This is a genomic window from Crystallibacter degradans, assembly GCF_012952295.1.
Lineage (GTDB): Bacteria > Actinomycetota > Actinomycetes > Actinomycetales > Micrococcaceae > Crystallibacter > Crystallibacter degradans.
Map to the genome: position 1 here is coordinate 164,642 of NZ_JABBCH010000005.1, position 18,956 is coordinate 183,597.

The following is an 18,956-nucleotide window of genomic DNA, read 5'->3' on the forward strand; positions in this document are numbered from 1 at the left end:
TGTTTCCATGAGCGTAACAATCAAACAGTGGAACTTATGCGAAATCCTCTGACAGATTAGAAATTCTGGCGCTCGGCATGGGGCGGCGATGGACATGACGAAGCCCGGCTCATGCTGGCCGGGCTTCGAGAGGGGGAAGAGCTCAAGGAACTCCGCGAGATCAGCAGATCTCAGGGAGCCTCGTCCTGCTTGGGCTCCAGCTTCAGGGAGACGGAATTGATGCAGTAGCGCTGGTCGGTCGGCGTGCTGTAACCCTCGCCCTCAAAAACGTGGCCCAGGTGGGAGTTGCAGTTTGCGCAACGCACTTCGATCCGTTCCATCCCCAGCGCTGAGTCCCGCAGGTAGCGGACCTTGCCCTCCGCCAGCGGGGCCCAGAACGAGGGCCAGCCGCAATGGGAATCAAACTTCTCCTGACTGGTAAACAACTCGTCCCCACAGGCGCGGCAGCGATAGACACCGGCCGTGTGCGAGTCCCAGTACTCACCGGTATAAGGGCGTTCGGTGCCCGCCTGCCGCAGCACCTGGTACTCCTCGGGCGTCAGCTCGCGGCGCCATTCGTCCTCGGACTTTGCGACGGGAAACGTTTCTGGCGTGCTGTTCACTTCACTCATATCCTTTTCAACGCTCACGAGTCCCCAATGTATCCCGAACCGGAATACAGATGGAGCACGGGAATCCCGAGTTTGTCCTGGGCGCGGTTGGCCCAGTCGGTATGGAACGTATCGGCAACGGCGTGCGGGGTGGTGATCACCACGGCGCGGTCGGCCGGATGACGCTGGACGTATTCCACCAGCGCGGAAACGCCGTCGTCGTCGACTATTTCCACCGTTCCCAGCAACCCCCTGCCCTGGAGCGCCAGAACGGAAAGGCGTTTGGCTTCCTCTGCTTCGGTTTTGGCCTCGTCCGGCGAGGGCTGTCCATGCAGCAGCTCGCGGAAGGCCTGGGCGACGTCGAGCAGACTCAGATTGTCCAGAAAATCCAGCACCAGATTCCGTTTGGTGTCCTCGGGAATCAGCACGCTGAATTCAGTGCCCTCGGTTGCCAGCAATTCCAGATTTTGAAGATCCGCATCATTGAGCGGCTCTTCGGTGAGTACTACAATCGTTTCGCTCATGGCCCCAGCGTAACCAGCGGGCGCGCGGCAAACAATAACGGGCCTTCCCGGGGGCATCGCGCGCCGTCAACTGCCTCCGGCGTGTGTACGGCAGGGCGTTACGCCGCGCGCCGCCGCGTGAGTAAGAATGGTGCCATGGCTTTGTTCGACCGTCGGAAAACTCTGATCTCCGTCGCCGCGCCACCAGCCGAGGAAATTCGGCGGCAGTTGCCGTGGATGCGCTGGATGGGCGTCGGCGCGATCGCCGGGGCAGGTCTTGGTTCACTGCTGGCCGGAGCCACCTCCGGGCTCGCCTCGTATTTCGCCCGCCAGGTTCTCACCCCGGTGCGCGAGCATGACCAGAATCTCGAGATCTACGCCGTGGTCGGCAGCAGCCAGCACCAGGAGGTCATTCTGCCGGCCACACCGGACACCACGGCACCGGGCCTCTACAGCATTTATTTCGACGGCGGACGCGGCCAGGCGCGGATCGGCGCCATCACTTCCTACTCGCCGAAAGACGGAACAGTCCAGCGCACCGTGGAGCGTGTGTACAGCGGCGACCTGGCGGCGGCCCGCCGCGGCTGGTGGGGAGGCGCGGTCTACCCTGACCCTGCGGCCGCGGGTCTGGCCAACGAGGAAGTCCGCATCGCCGTCGAGGGCGGCCAGGCACCAGCGTGGCTGATCAGGGGAGAGGAGAACGCCCGGACCTGGGCCATCATGGTGCACGGCCGGGGCGCCACCCGGCAGGAAGGGCTTCGTGCGGCCCGCACCGCCCGCGGAATAGGTATGACCTCCCTGCTTATTTCCTATCGGAACGACGGCGAAGCCCCCGCCGCGCCGGACGGGCGTTACGGACTCGGGCTGACGGAGTGGCGGGACGTTGAAGCCGCTATCACTTATGCCCTGGAACACGGAGCCGAGGAGATTGTGCTGTTCGGCTGGTCGATGGGCGGCGCCATTAGCCTGCAGGCGGCGGACCAATCCGTGCACCGAAACCGGATCAAGGCGCTCGTGCTGGACGGTCCGGTGATCAACTGGATCGACGTGCTGGCCTACCAGGCCAGGCTGAACCGGATCCCCGAGGCTGTGGGCCGTTTTTCGCAATGGCTCATCTCGAACCGCGCCGGCAGGTTGCTGACCGGTTTGGCTGCTCCTCTGGATCTGAAGAAGATGAACTGGGTAGCCCGGTACGACCAGCTCTGCGTGCCGACACTGATCCTGCACAGCCAGGACGACGAATTCGTGCCCTACGGGCCGTCCGCGGAACTGGCGGACAAGAATCCTCGGCTGGTGACTTTCGAGCCGTTCTCCGGTGCCAGCCACACCAAGGAATGGAACGTTGATCCCGAGCGCTGGGAGCGGGTGGTCACCGGCTGGCTGACCCATGTATTGAGCGCCCCTGTTCCCGGGGTCAAAGGGCCGGGTATGAACGGCGTGCAGCCGGACTGATCAACCCGTACCGATGGCTGCCAGCCGCGCGCCGGACAGGCGGATCAGGTCCTGCGGTGCCAACTCAATGTCCAGTCCGCGGCGGCCGCCGGAAACCAGGATAGTGGGATAGTCAATCGCGCTGGAATCAAGGATTGTCGGACTGCGGTACCGCTGGCCCAGCGGGGAGATACCGCCGAGCACGTAGCCGGTGCGGCGCTGGGCATCGAGCGGATCGGCCAGCACGGATTTCTTCGCCCCTAAGGAAGCTGCGAAGGATTTCAGGTTGAGGTTTCCGGAGACTGGCACCACAGCCACAGCGAGGTTGCCGTCTGCCGTCACCATGAGGGTCTTGAAAATCCGTTCCGGAGCCAGACCGAGCTTGCGTGCTGCCTCAAGACCGAAGTCGCTCACAGCCGGATCATGGGCATACTTGTGCAGTGTGTGGGGGACCCCCGCCTGCTGCAACAGCAGTGTGGCGGGGGTCCCGGTCGAAGCGGTGCGCTTTGCCAACGGCGGATTCGGCGCGGTCAGACGGCTGCGCGAGCGTCCGTAATCTGGCGCTTGATCCGGGCGAGCATGGCGGACATGCCACGCAGCCGCAGCGGCGTAATGGCACGGGTCAGCCCGAGCTGCTCCGGGACATCGTCCGGTACAGCGAGAATCTCCGCAGCCGGCAGGCCGTTGAGCCCTTCATGCAGGACGCCGGCGAAACCGCGGGTGGTCGGAGCTTCCGGGGGCGCCGAGAAGTAGATCTCCACCGGTTCCTCCGGGCCGTCGCCGATCTCCAAGGTCAGGAACAGCGGGGACTGGCACTCAACAACCTGTTCCAGCAGCTCCGGCTGGCCGGCAAGATGCTCCGGAAGGTCCGGAAGCGATCGGGAGAATTCCAGCAGTAACTGCAGCCGCTCAGGCTCCTCCATCGCTTGGAAGTCATCGATGATTTCTGCCAGCTGTGCGGGGATGTTTTGTGCGTTCACAGTCACCTATTCTACTCGTGCACGCGGCTCTCAACGCCTGGCGGCGGGCACCTCGCCGGGTTCGGTGCCCTTGACGATCGGAACGCGGACTGCGTTGCCCCATTCGGTCCATGAACCGTCATAGTTGCGGACATTTTCGAATCCGAGCAGGTGTTTGAGGACGAACCAGGTGTGGCTCGAACGCTCACCGATGCGGCAGTAGGCAATCACTTCATCGCCGTCGCTCAACCCGGCCTCGCCCTTGTAAATCGCTTCCAGCGCTTCGCGGTTCCGGAACGTTCCGTCAGCAGCGGCGGCGCGGGCCCAGGGGACGGAGGCGGCGCTGGGAATGTGGCCCCCGCGCAGCGTTCCCTCCTCGGGATAAGCGGGCATGGTGGTGCGTTCGCCGGAGTATTCTTCGGGCGAGCGGACATCGATCAACGGCTTCCCGAAGTGCTCGAAGACATCGGGCAGGAATGCGCGGATGGCCTCATCCCGACGTTCGACGACAGGGTACTCGACCGCTGCAGGCTTCGGCGTCTCGGTAGTGAGCTCGCGCCCCTCCGCGATCCACTTGTCGCGCCCGCCGTCAAGCAGCCGGACATCCTCGTGGCCGAAAAGCGTGAACACCCAGAGTGCATAGGCAGCCCACCAGTTGCTCTTATCTCCGTAAATCACCACGGTGGTCTCGCGAGTGATGCCCTTGGAACCGAGCAGCGCTGCGAATGCTTCGCCGTCAATGTAGTCGCGGGTCAACGCGTCGTTCAGATCCGTATGCCAGTCGATTTTTACTGCACCCGGAATATGTCCGGTCTCGTAGAGGAGGATGTCCTCATTCGATTCGACGACAACCAGGGAATCCGCGTCCAGATTGGCTGCCAGCCAATCGGTGGAAACGAGCCGTTCCGGGTGGGCATAGGCGGCAAACTTCTCGTTCTGTTCTGCGGCAACAACAGGCATAGCAAAACCTTTCCATTCGTCAAGGGTGGTCTCTGCCCAGCCTAACCATAAGCACGAAGAAACAACCTTCGCGCCGGTCATCATCCGCCACAATGAGGGGAGTCCGTTGCCGCGGAACTGCATCCGCCTGGTTCCTGGCAGTGGCCTCGGTCACGAATCTGCCGCGACGTCGTCGGTAGCGTATCGTTTTTCTGGCGGCAATTCACCGCCACGCAGATTTTCAGGAAGGCTACGGTCAGTTAAACGTGCCCCAGATTGAACAGCTTTCACGCCGGACCCCCAAGGTGTCGGTCGACGACTTGTTGGAGGGATTCCATCCTTCGCCGCGCTTCGGCGAAGTCACCTTCGACAGTTACCGTCCCGACCCGTCCCAGCCCTCGCAGTCCGCCGCGGTCAAAGCGTTACGGGATTTTGCCGCAGAGGTGGACCACCGGGGACCCAAAGGACTGAAGAAACTTTTCGCCGCCAAGAAGCAGGCAGGCAAGGCCGGCATCTACCTCGACGGCGGCTTCGGTGTGGGAAAGACACACCTGCTGGCTTCCCTCTGGCACGCGGTGGAGGGCCCGAAGGCCTTCGGCACTTTCGTCGAATATACAAATCTGGTGGGGGCGCTATCCTTCCGCAAGACAGTGGATGCGCTAAGCAGCTACCGGTTGGTTTGTATCGATGAATTCGAACTGGACGACCCGGGGGACACCGTGCTGATGTCCCGGCTGATGCGCGAGTTGGCCGACGCCGGCGTGAAGCTCGCAGCTACCTCCAACACGCTGCCCGGTTCCCTCGGCGAGGGACGCTTCGCAGCCGTCGATTTCCAACGCGAAATCCAGGTCCTGGCAGACCAGTTCAACGTAATCCGTATCGACGGCGAAGACTACCGCCATCGGGGACTGCCAGCTGCTCCGGATCCTTTGACGAATCTTGAACTCAAACGGCGGGTCTACAGTGATTTCAAGGGCCAGGTGGTTGCGGCCGATGAGTTCTCCGATCTGGTCAGCCATCTCGAAGGCGTGCATCCGAGCCGGTACCGGCAGTTCATCGACGGCATCGACGCGGTGGCATGGCACAACGTGGCCACGATTACCGAACAATCGGTAGCCTTGCGCTTTGTCGTGCTTGCGGACCGGCTTTATGACAAGGACGTGCCGATTATTGCCAGCGGCATGCCGTTCGACGAGCTTTTCACCCCTGAGATGATGTCCGGCGGCTACATGAAGAAGTACTACCGGGCTGTTTCCAGGCTGACAGCCCTGGCACGTGAAGGGTTGACTGGCGAGGAGTCCTGAGCCCCCCAACGGCCCGGCCGAAACAGCACAAAGGCGCTGGTGCTACCTCCCGGTAGGACCAGCGCCTTTTTGGCGTGCTCTAAGCGAAGTTATGCCGAAGGGCTGCTCTCATCGGTTGCGGCACCGGGGGTATTTCCACCATCTGCCCTGTCGATGAGGTTCGCGGCTTTGGCCTGCAGACCATCTACCTGCCCGGAGTACTTGCCGCCGGTCTTGCTGTCGATGAAATCTCCAGCCTTGCCGACGCCGTCCTTGAGCTTGTCGGCATTGTCGCCGACCAGATGAGCGGCCTTGTCCTTAAGCTGTCCGGCCTTGCCTTTGAGCTCGTCAAATACAGACACAGACACCTCCCTTCGCTCCTGGGAGCCGCATGCTCCCGCCTACTTCTATCGTAGGCGCGAGGCAGGCCGCGTCAATAGGTAGGCCGGGCAGGCCCGGTACTGGTAGCCGCCAAGGAGAGACGTGTTAGTGATCGTCTGGAAATTTGTGCCCGAGACCAAGGGCAAGGAACTCGAGGCTATGTAGCTTGCCATATGTGGTCACCACCGTGGTTCGTTTGGTTGCAGCGGCCACTCATCGAACAGCCGGTTCCAATTGTCTTTAACTTAGCTGCGTCAGCCGAATCAGGCTGGAAATGGCCCGAAAGAGAAGGGGCGGAGAGGCCGGCTACCAGGAAGGAGGGAATGGCCCGGAACTCCTCGCTTGAGGAGATAGCGCATTAACTGCAAAAACGGCTCCGAAGGGGAGCCGTTCTTTGTGGGCGATACTGGGATCGAACCAGTGACCTCTTCCGTGTCAGGGAAGCGCGCTACCGCTGCGCCAATCGCCCTGGATCCTTCAGCATCGGCATCAAAGGCGCAATGATCGGATTGGAGCGGACGACGGGATTCGAACCCGCGACATCCACCTTGGCAAGGTGGTGCTCTAGCCAGCTGAGCTACGTCCGCGTGGAATGGAGCCGATAAACCGGACCATTTCCGTGGGCGATACTGGGATCGAACCAGTGACCTCTTCCGTGTCAGGGAAGCGCGCTACCGCTGCGCCAATCGCCCATAAAGGGTTTGTTGCAATGCTCAGCAAAACAACTGCAAGCACTTTGAAGTACCGTAACCGAGGTGGGGACGGGATTCGAACCCGCGTATACGGCTTTGCAGGCCGCTGCCTCGCCTCTCGGCCACCCCACCGTGGCCTGCAGATTCAGGACCGGCCAGTAGAACTGGCACTTACAGTGACTTGCGAGCGGACGACGGGATTCGAACCCGCGACATCCACCTTGGCAAGGTGGTGCTCTAGCCAGCTGAGCTACGTCCGCATGTGGATTTTCATCAAGCTTACCTCCGGTTTGACCGGAACGTTTTCTCGATTTCCAACGAGTAAAGACTCTATAGGACGTTTTCCGCTTCGTCCAATCGAGGGTTCGAGAGCCGGTTTTGCAGCTCATTCTTGGGCCAGAAGGGGTGCGTACATGCGGTCTGAGGTGATGTGAACCTGGACTGGGAGGCCGCGGCTCTGACCCACGGGCACGACAAAATGCGCCGTTTTTGCGTCGGGGCGAACGTCGGCTAACATTCATAAACGATGCAGGTCCGGTTCGCCGGTGCGGGCATCTCAGACGGGCGATTGGCGCAGTGGTAGCGCGCTTCGTTCACACCGAAGAGGTCACTGGTTCGAACCCAGTATCGCCCACCGTCAGAAGCCGGCCCCTTGCCTTTCCACAGGTAAGGGGCCGTTTTCTTTGCGGCAGGAAACCGTCAGCGGTCTCTGACATGATTCTTGGTATGACTGATCCGGCACTGGCCCACAAAACCGATTTCGGGCGGATGTATTCACGCTCAACCACTGATCTGCCCAGTGTGCCGTCCATTACCACTGTTATTTCCCAAGCGCCCGTAGATCTGGGTGGCTGGTTCTCCCATATGGCGGCCACGGCCATGGCGCAGGACCAAAGGCTGACAGAGGCGGCGGGCAACCCGGCGAAACTCCGGGCACTGGCTAAGGAGGCTTCGACGGCGGCGGAACGCTTCCGGGATGCCGCAGCTCTCCGCGGCGATCGGGTACATAGCTATTGCGAGCAGGTCTCGCTGCGTGCCCTCGGCCGTCCGCACCGTATGGCCGAGGCCCGCGAGGAACTGAGGGCTAACGGTGAAGAAGCCTTCGCCGCGCGTTTTGACGAGTGGTGGGAGCTGTACCAGGTGGAACCGGTAGCGCCCGAAATCACCGTGTGGAACGCCGAGGTCGGATACGCTGGCACGCTCGATCTCGTAGCCCGCATCGGTGGCCGGCTGTGCCTGATCGATTTCAAGACCAAAGGCACGGACCGCAACGGTCAGGTCAAGCCCATGGACGAAAAAGTCGTTATGCAGTTGGTGGCGGGAATGAAGGCCCAGGAAAGCCTGGTCGACGCCCATACCGGTAAGTGGGAACCATGGGCGCACGGTGACTCCCCACTGCTGCTGGGCGTTGCCATCGGTGAGACGGAAGTCCGGCCCATGCGGGCCAACCCCGAAGTGCTCAAGTACCACTGGTACAAGTTCTGCGCCTTGCGCCGGGTCTGGGACCTGCAACTGCAGGTGACCGACGCCGGCCGTGCGCTGCTGCCTATCGGTCCGCCCGCTGCAGTGCTGCGGACGGTGGCCGGATAAGGCCACTTAGACTGGAACGGACACCCGGGTGAGCGACAGTAAGGAAGATAAACGCATGACCGTCCTGAGTATTCGGATTATCGGGGACCCGGTGCTGCGCACCAAGGCAGAGCCTGTTCGCGACTTCGGCCCGGAACTGGCCAAGTTGGTGGCCGACATGGACGAGACGATGGAAAGTGTGGAGGGTGCAGGCCTCGCAGCACCGCAGGTGGGTGTAAGCCTGCGGGTCTTTACTTATCTGATCGACGGACAGCGGGGCCACGTCATCAACCCCGTCCTGGAGAATAGCGATGATTTTCAGGAAGACCGGGTGGAAGGGTGCCTCTCGATTCCCGGGCTCGGTTACCGGGTGCAGCGCCGGCGCTGGTCCCGTATTACAGGTGTGGATGTCAACGGCAACCCCGTTTCCCTGGAAGGCGAAGGCATGCTTGCGCGCTGCTTCCAGCACGAAACGGACCATCTGGACGGTGTCTTGTACATCGACCACCTCTCCGGCGACGATCGTAAAAATGCTCTCCGCTCCATCCGCGATGCCTCCTACAATTCCGTGGCCAAGGAAACAGAGGTTAAGCGCTCCTCCAGCGTTGGCTCCGGATTTGCGCGGGGAACGTTCGGGCAGCCCTCCGCATGACGGGAACTCCCAGACCTCTTCGCGTTCTCTTTGCAGGAACGCCGCAGGTAGCGGTTCCATCTTTGGAGAAACTGCTTGAATCAGGTTTCGAGGTAGCGGCGGTATTGACGCGCGAGGACGCGCCGGTGGGACGTAAGAAGACTCTTACGCCCTCACCGGTAGCCGCCCGTGCACAGGAAATGGGCGTGCCTGTCATCCGGGCCAACCGGATTGATGACCAGGCCATGGCCGCGATCGCCAAAACCGAGGCGGATGTAGCCGCCATCGTCGCCTACGGAGGCTTGGTTCCGGAGCCGGCATTGCAGATGCTGCGGCACGGCTGGATTAACCTGCACTTTTCCTTACTGCCTGCCTGGCGTGGTGCGGCTCCCGTCCAACATGCCGTCATCCATGGTGACGATGTAACGGGCGCATCGACCTTCCAGCTCGAAAAAGGCCTGGACACCGGTCCCGTGTACGGGACGTTGACGGAAACAATTCGGCCGGAGGACACCAGCGGCGAACTGCTGACCCGGCTCTCGAACAGCGGCGCTATTCTGCTCGCCCAAACGTTGTCGGCCATCTCAATGGACAAAGCAGTGGCCGTGCCTCAGTCAGGGGATGTGACCCTGGCTCCCAAACTAGGTCTTGAAGACGGACATATCGACTGGAACCAGCCTGCCCTGGCCCTGCGCCGCAGGATCAACGGCGTGACGCCGGAACCCGGCGCCTGGACGATGCTGCAGGGGCAACGGTTCAAGTTAGGTCCCGTTGTCCTACGACAGGACAGGCGGGACCTGCGGCCCGGCCAAGTGGAACTGGCCGGCGGAGGCGCGGCCTCTGCCTTGGTGGGCACCGGATCCTGCGCCGTGCAGTTGCAGCAGGTCCAACCGGCAGGAAAGAAAATGATGGCGGCGGCCGATTGGGCGCGCGGTCTTGGACAACGTGAGGATGTGCACTTCGAGTGAGCGGACAGGACAGGCCCCAGGGCAACCGCAGGGGACAGGGCCCCGAACGGCGCCGTAATGCCGCCGGACGCGAACGCAACCGCGGGGGAGAGCGTTCCTTCTCCCAGTCCGCGCCGGCGCAGCGCACGCGCAAGGCGGATCCGGCGCGGCTGGTGGCGTTCGAAGTGCTGCGCGCTGTTGACGCCGACGATGCCTATGCCAACCTGGTGCTGCCGGTAAAGATCAGGCAGCACCGGCTCGACAAGCGTGACGCAGGGTTCGCCACAGAACTGACGTACGGAGCGCTACGCGGACTGGGCACCTACGATGCGATTCTGGCCCGTTGCGTCGACCGCCCGCTGGCCGAACTCGATCCGGCGGTGCTCGACGCGCTGCGCCTCGGAGTCCATCAGTTGCTGGCCATGCGGGTGCCCGCGCACGCCGCCCTGGACCAGACGGTCGGACTGGCCCGCGCTGTCATTGGAGCCGGTCCGGGCGCGCTGGTCAATGCCGTGCTGCGGAAAGTTTCTGCCAAGGAACTCGCCGGCTGGACCGAGGAACTTACTGCCGGACAGAAGGACCCCGTCGCCGCGGCAGCTTTAGTGCACAGCCATCCGGAATGGATAGTCAGGGCGCTGCGGCAGTCTCTCGTCGGACACGGCCGCAGCGTTGGGGAAATCGAGGAACTCCTGGCGGCGGACAATGCTGCACCGGTGGTGAATCTCGTGGCCCTGCCCGGGCTCGGCACACTGGACGAAGCGATTCAAGCGGGCGCGGAACCCGGCTCCCTGGTACAGGATTCGGCGCTGTTCTCCGGAGGCGACGTGGGACGCCTTGAATCCGTCCGGACGGGAACAACGAGAGTTCAGGATGCCGGTTCCCAGCTGGTCGCCCGCGCCCTGGCCGAAGCCCAGACTCTGACCTCGGGTCCCGAGCGCTGGCTGGATCTTTGCGCCGGACCGGGGGGCAAGGCCGCCTTGCTGGCTGCCCTGGCCGCCAAGAAATCGGCGACCCTGCTGGCGAACGAGCCGGCCGAGCACCGGGCCGAGCTGGTACGGCAGTCTCTTCGGCCCGTTGACAGTGAGGTCTGGGAAGTACGGACCGGGGACGGCCGCGACCTTGGCCAGTTGCAGCCTGAAGGGTTTGACCGGATCCTCGTAGATGCTCCCTGCACCGGCCTGGGTGCGCTGCGGCGTCGACCCGAGTCGCGCTGGCGGCGCAAGCCGTCCGACGTTGCCCAACTGGCGCCTTTGCAGCGCGAACTGCTTGATTCGGCCCTGGCTGCGGTGAAGCCCGGCGGCGTCGTAGCGTACGTCACCTGTTCGCCGCACCCAGCGGAGACCACCGCCGTAGTCACCGACGCGTTGCGCCGCCATCCTGACATTGAACTGCTGGATTCGGCGTCGGCGTTGGATGCAGTCAGCCTGTCGGGAAGTCTGCAGGCTGGCCATGCACAGACGGAAGGATCAACGGCCCAGCTGTGGCCGCATATCCATGGAACAGACGCAATGTTCTTAGGCTTGCTGCGCAAGAAGACCTCAGATAATTCAGCCGGAAACGCAGAGTAAGGGACCCCGATGGCACAGTGCTGCATACATCCAAGTATTTTGTCCGCCGATTTCGTCAATCTGGAGGCCGAGCTGGGAAAGATCAGCTCCGCCGACGCCGTGCATGTTGACGTCATGGACAATCACTTCGTGCCGAACCTGACCATTGGGTTGCCCGTGGTGGAGCGGATCCAGGAGATCAGCCGGCTTCCGCTGGATGCGCACCTGATGATCGCGGACCCGGACCGCTGGGCGCCGGCCTATGCGGATGCAGGCCTCGACTCGGTGACCTTCCACGTCGAGGCCGCAGCCGCCCCCGTCCGTCTGGCACGTGAGCTGCGCAAGCGCGGCGCCAAGGCAGGCATGGCGCTGAAGCCGGGCACGGCCGTCGAGCCTTACCTCGATTTGCTCCCCGAAATGGACATGCTGCTGATCATGACGGTAGAACCGGGGTTCGGCGGCCAAGCCTTCCTCGATGTAACACTTCCCAAAATCCGCCGGGCAGCCTCGGCAATAGCCGGTTCGGGTCTGCCTGTGGCGATTCAGGTGGACGGCGGCGTGACCGAAGAAACCATCCAGCGGGCAGCGGAAGCGGGAGCTAACGTTTTCGTCGCAGGGTCGGCCGTGTACGGCGCCGAAGATCCGGATGCTGCCATCTCCGCCTTGCGCAAGTCTGCCGAAACAACTTGATGTGTCATGTATTACACGACATGACAGGAATATGATGCCTGCAATGCAGGTTGTGGCAGAATAACAACCACAAACAACGTGCTCCGGGGTCGGTGTAAGTCCGAACCGGCGGTTATAGTCCGCGACCCGTCGCCACGGATTCCGCAAGGAATCCAGGGCAACGGTTGAGCCGGTGAAATTCCGGTACCGACAGTTAAAGTCTGGATGGGAGAAGCACGTACAGTTGGCAGAACAGCCAGCGGTGCGCAGGTTCCGTGCGGAACCACGTCCGTTGCCTGAACCTACCGCACTGTCGTTACCCCGGAGCCGCCGCGGCTTTCGGAAAGGAACGACATGGATTTTCTGCGGTGGCTCTTTGAAGCTCAGATTCCCGTCGCCGGCAGTTCATTGCTGCTGCGCGAAGTCGTAGGGAACATCTTCGGCCTCCTCAGCGCCCTCGGCGGCATGCGCCGCAAGGTATGGGCGTGGCCCGTCGGTATCATCGGCAATGCCCTGCTGCTTACGGTTTTTCTCGGTTCGCTGTTCGGCTCGGCCAATACTGCAAATCTGCTCGGCCAGGCCGGACGCCAAATCATGTTTATCGCTGTGGCGGTCTACGGCTGGCAGCGCTGGCGCCAGAGTAAGCAAGACGGCGCGGGCCACGCGGTAACCCCCCAGTGGGCATCTGGTAAAGCCCGCATCGGCCTGGTGGCAGGTTTGATCCTGGGCACCGTCGCTCTGACGCCGCTCTTCGCCGCACTCGGTTCGTACGAACCTGTCTGGGCGGACGCCTGGACTTTTATGGGGTCGTTGCTGGCCACCTACGGCATGGCACGCGGCTGGGTGGAATTCTGGCTGATCTGGGTTGCGGTCGACATCGTGGGAGTCCCGCTGCTGTTCAGCGCCGGTTACTACGCGTCCGCCTTTATGTACCTCTTCTACGGTATTTTCACCCTGATCGGGTTCTTCGTCTGGCGGCGAGCCAAGGAACAGCCCAAGCCCGAGGTTGAAACGCTTCAGCCGGACCCCCGCGTCGGCGCCGTGGGTCGATCATGAGCAGCCAGGGATTCTCGCCCGCGGAAAGCCGCGCGATGGAGCTGGCACTGGACACGGCGAAGCTTGGAACCCGCGGCGCCAATCCTTTGGTTGGTGCGGCAGTTCTGGACACCACCGGTGAAGTGCTCAGTATCGGGTATCACAGTGGTGCCGGCTCGCCGCATGCGGAAATCGACGCGCTGGCCAACTTGCGCCACAGGGTATCCCAGCAGCAGGATCTTTCCGACTACACCATGGTGGTCACCCTTGAACCGTGCAATCACCAGGGCCGCACGGGACCATGCGCGGCAGCCATCGTCGATGCCGGTATCGGCAACATCATCTATGCGGCTGCGGACCCTACGCCGGACGCCACGGGAGGTGGAGACTTCCTCCGGAGCGCCGGCATCGGCGTACGCAGCGGTCTGCTCCAGCAGCGGGCGCTTGAGCTGAACCACAGATGGTTCCGGGCGAAATCGGAAAACCGTCCGTTCACCACCATGCACATTGCCCAGACGCTCGACGGGCTGATCGCAGCGCTGGACGGAACAAGCCAATGGATCACCTCCGCGGAGTCGCGGCAGGACAGCCACGGCATCCGCAGCCGCGTGGGCGCGATCATCGCCGGTACCGGAACCGTCCTGGCAGACAATCCGCGGCTGACTGCCCGGGACGAATCGGGCGCAGCAACGAAGTCCCAGCCGCTGCGAGTGGTGATGGGACTGCGCGACCTTCCCGAAGACTCCGCCATCCGCGGGGACGACGGCCGGTTTGTGCAACTGCGGACGCATGATCCCGCCGAGGTGCTTGGCGAACTGGCCGGGCGTGGAATCGGACACGCCATGATCGAAGGCGGTGCAGCCGTGGCGGGAGCCTTCCTGCAAGCGGACCTCGTCGACGAACTGGTCCTCTATCTGGCACCCATGCTCCTGGGTAATGGGACCAGGTCCACCGGCGATCTAGGCATCCGGACGTTGGCTGAGGCCTATCAGTGGCGTTGGGACAACAGCGGCGGCGGCCGCACCTCAAATCTTGGCGCAGATCTGCGCCTTCATCTGGAACCGATGCCGCAGGGCATCCCAAGCGGCAGGAAAGGCCTCTAAATGTTTACCGGAATCATCACCGAGCAGGGCAGCGTGGAATCGCTGGTCCTGAACCCGGCGAAGGACAGCGCTGTCCTGACCATCAAGGCAGGGGAAGCGATCGCCGATCTTGAACTCGGCGGGTCCCTGGCCGTCAACGGCGTTTGCCTGACCGCTGTGGAATCAAAGCCGGGCGTTGTCAGCGTCGACGTCATGGGGGAGACGCTGACCCGGACCACCACCGGTGAGCTCAAAGCCGGCGCCAGTGTAAACCTCGAGCGGTGCGTTCCAGCCGGGGGCCGTATGGATGGCCATGTGGTCCAGGGACACGTGGACGGTGTCGGCGCACTGCTCGAACGCGAAAATATGGGCGACTGGGAGCGGTTGCGTTTCAGCGTGCCCTTCCAGCTCGCCCGTTACATCGCCGAAAAGGGTTCCATCGCGATCGACGGTGTCTCCCTGACGGTGACCACGGTTAGTCCGGTCGACACAGAGGACGCCTATTTCGAGGTGGGACTGATTCCCACCACCCTGGCCGAAACGAATCTGGGAGCCAAAGCCACCGGCGACAAGGTCAACCTCGAAGTAGATGTGCTTGCCAAGTACGCCGAACGGTTGCTGGCCTTCTCCCAAGCGGACAAGGCTGCCGCCCGCCACGTAGCAGGAGCGCACTCATGAGCGCGGCAGTGGAACCTCGGATCCGGCTCGACGCTATCGAGCAAGCCATCAGCGCCATCGCGGCTGGCCGGCCGGTTGTGGTGGTCGACGATGAAGACCGTGAAAACGAAGGGGACATCATTTTCGCGGCTGATGCCTCTACTCCTGCCCTGATGGGCTGGACGGTCCGGTACACCTCGGGAGTGATCTGTGTCCCGATGACCGGCAGCCGCGCTGATGAGCTTGGCCTTCCGCCGATGGTTGAAGTCAACCAGGACGCGAAGGGCACCGCCTACACGGTTTCCTGCGATGCCGCCACCGGGGTTACCACCGGCATCAGCTCCACCGACCGTGCACGGACTGCGCAGGTGCTGGCGTCTGAACTGAGTACTGCCAGCCAGCTGAACAGGCCGGGCCATATCTTCCCGCTCCGGGCTGTCGACGGTGGTGTCCTGGCGCGCCGGGGGCACACCGAAGCTGCCGTTGATCTCTGCCGACTCGGCGGCCGGTCTCCGGTAGGCGTGATCGCAGAGCTTGTGCACGATGACGGGGAAATGATGCGGCTGCCCGCGCTGCGCGACTTTGCCAATGAGCACGGTTGCCCGCTGGTATCCATCGAGGACCTTGTACAGTTCATCGCGGCCGAAGGAACAGAACCACTACGTACGCAGTCCCTCCAGACACGTGAACCTGCCGGACAGGAGGCGCACCAGTGACCACTAGGAACGACCCATCGCCGGCTCCGGTGTCGGTTCCGCCGGCCCCCCTTGCCCAGGTAACCGGCGGTCCCGCCGTGCAGTTGCCCACGGCTTTCGGCTACTTCACGGCACGAGCATGGACGGACAGTGCCACCGGGGTGGAGCACCTAAGCATCACTTCGCCGGTGCGCCCCGACACGGCCCCGCTGGTTCGGCTGCATTCGGAATGCCTGACCGGGGATGTCTTTGCTTCCTTTCGCTGCGACTGCGGTGAGCAGCTGGACCAGGCCCTGGCTCTGATCGCCGAACAGGGCGGCACCGTGCTGTACCTGCGCGGCCAGGAGGGCCGCGGGATCGGGCTGGCCAACAAGATCCGTGCGTACGCCCTGCAGGAGGATGGCGCGGACACGGTTGAGGCCAATGAGCAGCTGGGTCTGCCGGTGGATGCGCGCGACTATTCGGCCGCGGCGTCGATCCTGCATGCCATGGGGCTGGACAGCATCCGCCTCCTGAGCAATAACCCGGCCAAGAGCAGTACGCTCTCCGGCTATGGCATCAGCGTCGTGGAAATGATCTCCTCCGAAGTGCCATCCCGGGAGCAGAACCTGCGGTATTTGCAGACCAAACGGGATCGAATGGACCACCGGCTGGCCTTGCTTGAGGACCACCCGGTCCACCAAAGCTGATAACAGCGGCACCTTCCCAGTACTGGAGATGCACCCGCCACCATTCCCGGCGGGGTACGAACATACACAGAAAGCAGAGAGTAAAACATGAGCGGACACGGAGCACCGGTTATCGACGTCGCCGAACTGAACGGCAATGCTGGTGGGCTGAAACTGGCCATCGTTGCAGCCAGTTGGCATACGCAGATCATGGACGGCCTGATCGGCGGCGCACTGCGGGCCGCCAAGGAAGCCGGCATCGCCGAGCCCGCACTGGTTAGAGTTCCCGGCAGCTTTGAGTTGCCGGTGGCAGCTGCGCGGCTGGCACCGCACTATGACGCGGTGGTGGCCCTCGGCGTCGTTATTCGTGGTGGAACACCGCACTTCGAGTACGTCTGCCAGGCAGCCACGGAGGGGCTGACCGATGTCAGCGTGAGGACCGGGACCCCAGTGGGATTCGGGGTCCTGACATGCGATACGGAGCAGCAGGGCCTTGACCGGGCCGGGCTTGAGGGCTCCAACGAGGACAAGGGCCACGAGGCCGTCACGGCCGCATTGGCGACGGCCGCCACCCTGCGCCGGCTCGGAGTCTAAAGGCCTCTGGACAAGGGGATTCGTCACATAGCCCGGGCCGGTTTGCGGCCCGGGCTATGTGCTGGCGTAATCTTGGGAGCGTGAAATCCTTCGAATCCCTTTTTGCCGAGCTGAGCGAGAAAGCGCAGACGCGCCCGGAGGGCTCGGGTACCGTAGCCGAACTGGACTCGGGTATCCATGGCATCGGGAAGAAGGTTGTGGAAGAGGCGGCCGAAGTATGGATGGCTGCGGAGTACGAGTCGGATGAAGCGGCGGCGGAAGAAATTTCCCAGTTGCTCTACCACCTGCAGGTCCTGATGATCGCCAAAGGCCTGACCCTGGCAGACGTATACAAGCATCTGTAGCGGGACACCGCGCCAGAGGTGTTCCGCCCAGCCTGCCCGGGGCAGTTTCCCCAAAACCGGCCGTAGTACGGCCAACCGATCCTCTGCAGAAAGTCATCTTCATGCTACGCGTAGCCGTCCCCAACAAGGGTTCCCTGTCCGAATCCGCGTCCGAAATGCTCACCGAGGCCGGATACCGGCAGCGTCGTGACAGCCGTGAGCTGGTCATGATGGATCCGGACAACGACGTCGAATTCTTCTTCCTCCGCCCGCGCGATATCGCCGTCTACGTTGGCAAGGGAACGCTGGACGTCGGCATCACCGGCCGCGACCTTTTCCTCGATGCACAGGTGGAAGCCGAAGAGCTCCTGAGCCTTGGCTTCGCCATCTCAACGTTCCGGTTTGCCGGCCCCGCTGGCGAATTCTCCGACGTGCAGCAGTTGCAAGGCAGGCGCCTTGCCACCAGCTACGACGGACTGCTGCAAAGCTATCTGGCCAAGCGCGGCGTGGATGCCAAGGTTGTACGGCTGGACGGAGCCGTGGAATCCTCCGTACGCCTGGGGGTCGCCGACGCGATCGCGGATGTCGTGGAAACCGGAAGCACGCTCAAGGCCGCCGGGATGGAGATCTTCGGCGAACCCATCCTCCGGTCCGAGGCAGTCCTCATCGGCCGCAGAGGCGAGGTGCCCGCGGGCCTGGAGGTCCTGATCCGTCGGCTCCGCGGCGTCATTGTCGCCCGCGAGTTCGTAATGATGGACTACGACATCCGCAAGGAACTGGTGGAGCAGGCTGCAGCCCTGACGCCTGGCCTGGAGTCGCCCACCGTCTCCCCGCTGCGCGACTCAGAGTGGGTAGCGGTACGCTCCATGGTCAGCCGCACGCAGACCAACCGGATCATGGATGAGCTGTATGACCTGGGCGCCCGCGCCATCCTGGTCAGCACTATCCACGCCTGCCGCATCTGATCGGGGGAAGTACAAAGTGTCTGTAGCAATCCGCGTCATTCCCTGCCTTGACGTCGACGCCGGCAGGGTAGTCAAGGGTGTCAACTTCGAAGGCCTGCGCGACGCCGGAGATCCGGTGGAACTGGCACACCGCTACGACCGCGCCGGGGCCGACGAACTGACCTTTCTGGACGTGACCGCCTCCTCCGGCAACCGCGAGACGACGTTCGACGTCGTTGCGCGCACCGCGGAGGAAGTCTTCATCCCGCTGACGGTCGGCGGGGGCGTCCGCAGCGTCGCCGACGTCGACAGGCTGTTGCGTTTCGGTGCCGACAAAGCTTCGATCAACACGGCAGCGGTGGTCCGTCCGGAAGTCATCGACGAGATTACCAACCATTTCGGCTCGCAGGTTTTGGTGCTCTCGCTGGATGCCCGCCGGACGGCTGATTCCTCGGTACCTTCCGGCTTCGAGGTCACGACGCACGGAGGCAGGCAAGGTACGGGTATTGATGCAGTGCAGTGGGCCAAGGAAGCCGCCGACCGCGGGGTAGGGGAGATCCTGCTGAACTCCATCGACGCCGACGGCACCAAAGAAGGCTTCGATCTGGAGATGATCCGTACTGTGCGTGCCGCGGTGCAGGTTCCGCTGATCGCCTCCGGCGGCGCTGGCAAACCCGAGCATTTCCCGCCGGCCGTAGCGGCCGGTGCCGATGCCGTCTTGGCCGCGTCCGTGTTCCATTTCGGACCGGACGATGCCATCGCCCAGGTGAAGAACGCTATCCGCGCTGCAGGCTACCCGGTCCGCTGAGACCGGACG

General features: G+C 63.0%; 22 protein-coding genes, 6 tRNA genes and 1 riboswitch. Of the genes, 17 read left to right on the top strand and 11 right to left on the bottom strand.

Going from position 1 to position 18,956, the window contains the following annotated elements; all coding sequences use genetic code 11:
• Positions 1-170 precede the first annotated feature (170 nt).
• The gene (gene msrB, locus HGO92_RS10950; RefSeq protein WP_440915774.1) at positions 171-602 is read right to left on the bottom strand and encodes a peptide-methionine (R)-S-oxide reductase MsrB; all 432 of its coding nucleotides are present in this window, start codon (positions 600-602) and stop codon (positions 171-173) included.
• 23 nt (positions 603-625) lie between these two features.
• Positions 626-1,114 (bottom strand): hypothetical protein, encoded by a 489-nt coding sequence (locus tag HGO92_RS10955; RefSeq protein ID WP_169994675.1) that lies wholly within the window; start codon positions 1,112-1,114, stop codon positions 626-628.
• Between the two features lie 135 nt (positions 1,115-1,249).
• Between HGO92_RS10955 and HGO92_RS10960 the strand changes: the two genes are divergently transcribed.
• Entirely contained in the window at positions 1,250-2,545 is a 1,296-nt protein-coding gene (locus HGO92_RS10960) for an alpha/beta hydrolase family protein (RefSeq protein WP_169994677.1), read from the top strand.
• On the opposite strand, the gene ybaK is transcribed toward HGO92_RS10960, so the two are convergent.
• The 3 genes from ybaK to HGO92_RS10975 are packed head-to-tail and all read right to left on the bottom strand — an operon-like array spanning position 2,546 to position 4,443.
• Positions 2,546-3,037, bottom strand: coding sequence for a Cys-tRNA(Pro) deacylase (ybaK, locus tag HGO92_RS10965; protein ID WP_169994679.1), 492 nt, complete (start codon positions 3,035-3,037; stop codon positions 2,546-2,548). It abuts the gene before it with no gap.
• A 17-nt stretch (positions 3,038-3,054) separates the two neighbouring features.
• A complete protein-coding gene (locus tag HGO92_RS10970) occupies positions 3,055-3,504 on the bottom strand; it encodes a SufE family protein (protein WP_169994681.1) in 450 nt (149 codons plus the stop codon).
• A gap of 30 nt (positions 3,505-3,534) precedes the next feature.
• Entirely contained in the window at positions 3,535-4,443 is a 909-nt protein-coding gene (locus HGO92_RS10975; protein ID WP_169994683.1) for a sulfurtransferase, read from the bottom strand.
• Between the two features lie 245 nt (positions 4,444-4,688).
• Between HGO92_RS10975 and zapE the strand changes: the two genes are divergently transcribed.
• A complete protein-coding gene (zapE, locus tag HGO92_RS10980; protein WP_169994685.1) occupies positions 4,689-5,726 on the top strand; it encodes a cell division protein ZapE in 1,038 nt (345 codons plus the stop codon).
• Positions 5,727-5,815: 89 nt separating this feature from the next.
• Here the strand turns inward: zapE and HGO92_RS10985 are convergent, their stop codons facing one another.
• The 6 genes from HGO92_RS10985 to HGO92_RS11010 all read right to left on the bottom strand — a co-directional run bounded on the left by HGO92_RS10985 (position 5,816) and on the right by HGO92_RS11010 (position 7,038).
• Positions 5,816-6,067, bottom strand: coding sequence for an Rv0909 family putative TA system antitoxin (locus tag HGO92_RS10985; protein WP_169994687.1), 252 nt, complete (start codon positions 6,065-6,067; stop codon positions 5,816-5,818).
• 416 nt (positions 6,068-6,483) lie between these two features.
• A tRNA-Val gene (locus HGO92_RS10990) sits at positions 6,484-6,555 on the bottom strand.
• A 41-nt stretch (positions 6,556-6,596) separates the two neighbouring features.
• Positions 6,597-6,673: transfer RNA gene (locus tag HGO92_RS10995), tRNA-Gly, on the bottom strand.
• A 33-nt stretch (positions 6,674-6,706) separates the two neighbouring features.
• Positions 6,707-6,778 (bottom strand) — tRNA-Val (locus HGO92_RS11000).
• Positions 6,779-6,839: 61 nt separating this feature from the next.
• A tRNA-Cys gene (locus tag HGO92_RS11005) sits at positions 6,840-6,910 on the bottom strand.
• A 54-nt stretch (positions 6,911-6,964) separates the two neighbouring features.
• A tRNA-Gly gene (locus HGO92_RS11010) sits at positions 6,965-7,038 on the bottom strand.
• Between the two features lie 302 nt (positions 7,039-7,340).
• On the opposite strand from HGO92_RS11010, the gene HGO92_RS11015 reads away from it, so the two are divergent.
• From HGO92_RS11015 to hisF, 15 genes are all read left to right on the top strand, one after another.
• A tRNA-Val gene (locus tag HGO92_RS11015) sits at positions 7,341-7,412 on the top strand.
• Positions 7,413-7,504: 92 nt separating this feature from the next.
• Positions 7,505-8,368 (top strand): cytochrome, encoded by an 864-nt coding sequence (locus tag HGO92_RS11020; protein WP_169994688.1) that lies wholly within the window; start codon positions 7,505-7,507, stop codon positions 8,366-8,368.
• A gap of 55 nt (positions 8,369-8,423) precedes the next feature.
• Positions 8,424-8,999 (top strand): peptide deformylase, encoded by a 576-nt coding sequence (gene def, locus HGO92_RS11025; protein ID WP_169994690.1) that lies wholly within the window; start codon positions 8,424-8,426, stop codon positions 8,997-8,999.
• On the top strand, positions 8,996-9,946 hold the full coding sequence (gene fmt, locus HGO92_RS11030; RefSeq protein ID WP_169994692.1) for a methionyl-tRNA formyltransferase: 951 nt from the start codon (positions 8,996-8,998) through the stop codon (positions 9,944-9,946). Before def ends, fmt begins: the two co-directional genes overlap by 4 nt.
• Positions 9,943-11,493 carry a transcription antitermination factor NusB gene (locus HGO92_RS11035; protein WP_169994694.1) on the top strand — a complete coding sequence of 517 codons (1,551 nt, stop codon included), beginning with the start codon at positions 9,943-9,945 and terminating at the stop codon, positions 11,491-11,493. The genes fmt and HGO92_RS11035 overlap by 4 nt, the downstream gene beginning before the upstream one ends.
• A 9-nt stretch (positions 11,494-11,502) precedes the next feature.
• Positions 11,503-12,162 carry a ribulose-phosphate 3-epimerase gene (gene rpe / locus HGO92_RS11040; RefSeq protein WP_169994696.1) on the top strand — a complete coding sequence of 220 codons (660 nt, stop codon included), beginning with the start codon at positions 11,503-11,505 and terminating at the stop codon, positions 12,160-12,162.
• A 75-nt stretch (positions 12,163-12,237) separates the two neighbouring features.
• Positions 12,238-12,382, top strand: a riboswitch (FMN riboswitch).
• Between the two features lie 113 nt (positions 12,383-12,495).
• Positions 12,496-13,197, top strand: coding sequence for a nicotinamide riboside transporter PnuC (pnuC, locus tag HGO92_RS11045; protein ID WP_169994698.1), 702 nt, complete (start codon positions 12,496-12,498; stop codon positions 13,195-13,197).
• The gene (gene ribD / locus HGO92_RS11050; protein WP_169994700.1) at positions 13,194-14,279 is read left to right on the top strand and encodes a bifunctional diaminohydroxyphosphoribosylaminopyrimidine deaminase/5-amino-6-(5-phosphoribosylamino)uracil reductase RibD; all 1,086 of its coding nucleotides are present in this window, start codon (positions 13,194-13,196) and stop codon (positions 14,277-14,279) included. Before pnuC ends, ribD begins: the two co-directional genes overlap by 4 nt.
• Positions 14,280-14,936, top strand: a complete 657-nt coding sequence (locus tag HGO92_RS11055) for a riboflavin synthase (RefSeq protein ID WP_169994702.1) — start codon at positions 14,280-14,282, stop codon at positions 14,934-14,936.
• The gene (gene ribB / locus HGO92_RS11060) at positions 14,933-15,631 is read left to right on the top strand and encodes a 3,4-dihydroxy-2-butanone-4-phosphate synthase (protein WP_169994704.1); all 699 of its coding nucleotides are present in this window, start codon (positions 14,933-14,935) and stop codon (positions 15,629-15,631) included. The genes HGO92_RS11055 and ribB overlap by 4 nt, the downstream gene beginning before the upstream one ends.
• Positions 15,632-15,660: 29 nt before the next feature.
• Entirely contained in the window at positions 15,661-16,299 is a 639-nt protein-coding gene (gene ribA / locus HGO92_RS11065) for a GTP cyclohydrolase II (protein WP_346768930.1), read from the top strand.
• Positions 16,300-16,386: 87 nt separating this feature from the next.
• The gene (ribH, locus tag HGO92_RS11070; protein WP_169994708.1) at positions 16,387-16,872 is read left to right on the top strand and encodes a 6,7-dimethyl-8-ribityllumazine synthase; all 486 of its coding nucleotides are present in this window, start codon (positions 16,387-16,389) and stop codon (positions 16,870-16,872) included.
• A gap of 80 nt (positions 16,873-16,952) precedes the next feature.
• A complete protein-coding gene (locus tag HGO92_RS11075) occupies positions 16,953-17,216 on the top strand; it encodes a phosphoribosyl-ATP diphosphatase (RefSeq protein WP_074702518.1) in 264 nt (87 codons plus the stop codon).
• A gap of 101 nt (positions 17,217-17,317) precedes the next feature.
• The gene (gene hisG / locus HGO92_RS11080; RefSeq protein ID WP_169994710.1) at positions 17,318-18,160 is read left to right on the top strand and encodes an ATP phosphoribosyltransferase; all 843 of its coding nucleotides are present in this window, start codon (positions 17,318-17,320) and stop codon (positions 18,158-18,160) included.
• A 16-nt stretch (positions 18,161-18,176) separates the two neighbouring features.
• Entirely contained in the window at positions 18,177-18,947 is a 771-nt protein-coding gene (gene hisF, locus HGO92_RS11085) for an imidazole glycerol phosphate synthase subunit HisF (protein WP_139003675.1), read from the top strand.
• Positions 18,948-18,956 lie beyond the last annotated feature (9 nt).